The sequence below is a fragment of the Massilia psychrophila genome, from assembly GCF_002760665.1.
Taxonomy (GTDB): Bacteria; Pseudomonadota; Gammaproteobacteria; order Burkholderiales; family Burkholderiaceae_D; genus JAFCUW01.
The window spans coordinates 1-1,300 of record NZ_PDOB01000085.1 but is presented as its reverse complement, the minus strand read 5'-3'; the positions used below and the strand labels follow the sequence as shown (position 1 = coordinate 1,300).

Genomic DNA, 1,300 nt, shown 5'->3' with positions numbered 1-1,300 from the left:
GGCATCATCCGTCTCAAGATGGCTTCTTTGCGCTCTGCTGAATAACGTTTCACTGCATGTCTTTGCTCCGCCCCCGAATACGATTAATGTGAATCAAATGACGCGACATCTATCCTGACACAGGGGGCCAGTACGCTTCGCTAACCCAGGTAATCCGAGGAACAATCCTTTCCCGACCCTGCTCTAACCTGCATGTCAGCTTCTTCCCTCAGCTCATGACCATCAAAAGCCTACTGCTTAAACCAGCGCCGCAAAGCACGCACAGTGCGTTTTCCATTGCAGGCCACCCGATTCACGCGATGCTGGGCAAGCGCGCTATTTACCCCACCTTCCGTTAGTGATTTTCGGCATCCAGAATCGGGGCTCCATCAATTGAAGGAGTCGCGAAGATGCAGGAAGAATCGAAACGAACAGTGTGGTCAACAAGGCTGCGGAAGCATGCTATTTCTGGCCAACCGATCCGCGCCTGGTGCGCTTTACATTGGCTAACAGAGGCGTCTTTCCACTATTGGCGCAAGCAGCTAATGCCGGCACCTGGTCGTACTGCACAACTGATCGCGCTGCCCTTCACAAGCGGCCACGGCGAACCGATGCTGGAAGTGGAAACACCGGATGGCTACGTGATCCGGCTGCGCAGTCCGGCGCAGCTCGATTGGCTAGGCGCCGTCGTGATGGCGTTGCGCTGATGTGGGGCACGCCGCAAGCACGGCGTACCTCGCCACGGATCATCATGACATGCGCAAGTCGATCAACGGACTGGCGTTGGTGGTGGCAGAGACGCTGGGACTCGATCCGGTCAGCCCGCATTGGCTCGTGTTCTGTAACCGTAGCCGCGACCGGATCAAGATCCTGCATTGGGACACGAACGGTTCCTGGCTGCACTGCCACAAGCGCTGGCGGTGACAGCACGCCAGTTGCGCTGGCTGATCGAGGGCTTGAAATGGCAGAACGCAGTAGCGCACTAGGCGATGGCGCCGCGTGCGATTTGCTAGCCCGGATGTTGCATAAATCTTCCCTGAGCTCAAATTGCACGCTCGCTGGCGTCTTTCGCCAACGCCAGGCGAAGCAGCCCCTACTCGCAGAAGCGGATGGCTGGACGACCGTTAAGCAGTAATTAAAATTGGTGGGTGGCGCGTTCTCGACTGGCCTGACGTGGAGTGCTCAGGAGGTATCTGGCGCGCGTCGTGCTGTGCCGACGAGCAGGCGCTCGGTGACGGTCCACAGCAGATGCTTGACGGTGCATGACGACGACAAATGGACGATCACGCGATCCTTGTATTGTTTGACCAGCGCGGCAATC

2 protein-coding genes are annotated in these 1,300 nt (G+C 57.7%); both read left to right on the top strand.

The window, feature by feature from the left end:
• The first annotated feature begins 389 nt into the window (after nucleotides 1-389).
• Nucleotides 390-686, top strand: coding sequence for an IS66 family insertion sequence element accessory protein TnpA (tnpA, locus tag CR103_RS23110; RefSeq protein ID WP_218968522.1), 297 nt, complete (start codon nucleotides 390-392; stop codon nucleotides 684-686).
• Nucleotide 687: 1 nt separating this feature from the next.
• The gene (gene tnpB / locus CR103_RS21725; RefSeq protein ID WP_143752726.1) at nucleotides 688-903 is read left to right on the top strand and encodes an IS66 family insertion sequence element accessory protein TnpB; all 216 of its coding nucleotides are present in this window, start codon (nucleotides 688-690) and stop codon (nucleotides 901-903) included.
• The last annotated feature ends 397 nt before the right edge of the window (nucleotides 904-1,300 follow it).

Coding starts and splice junctions, on each gene's coding strand:
- tnpA (WP_218968522.1), top strand. CDS start 390: ATGCAGGAAGAATCGAAACGAACAGTGTGGTCAACAAGGCTGCGGAAG.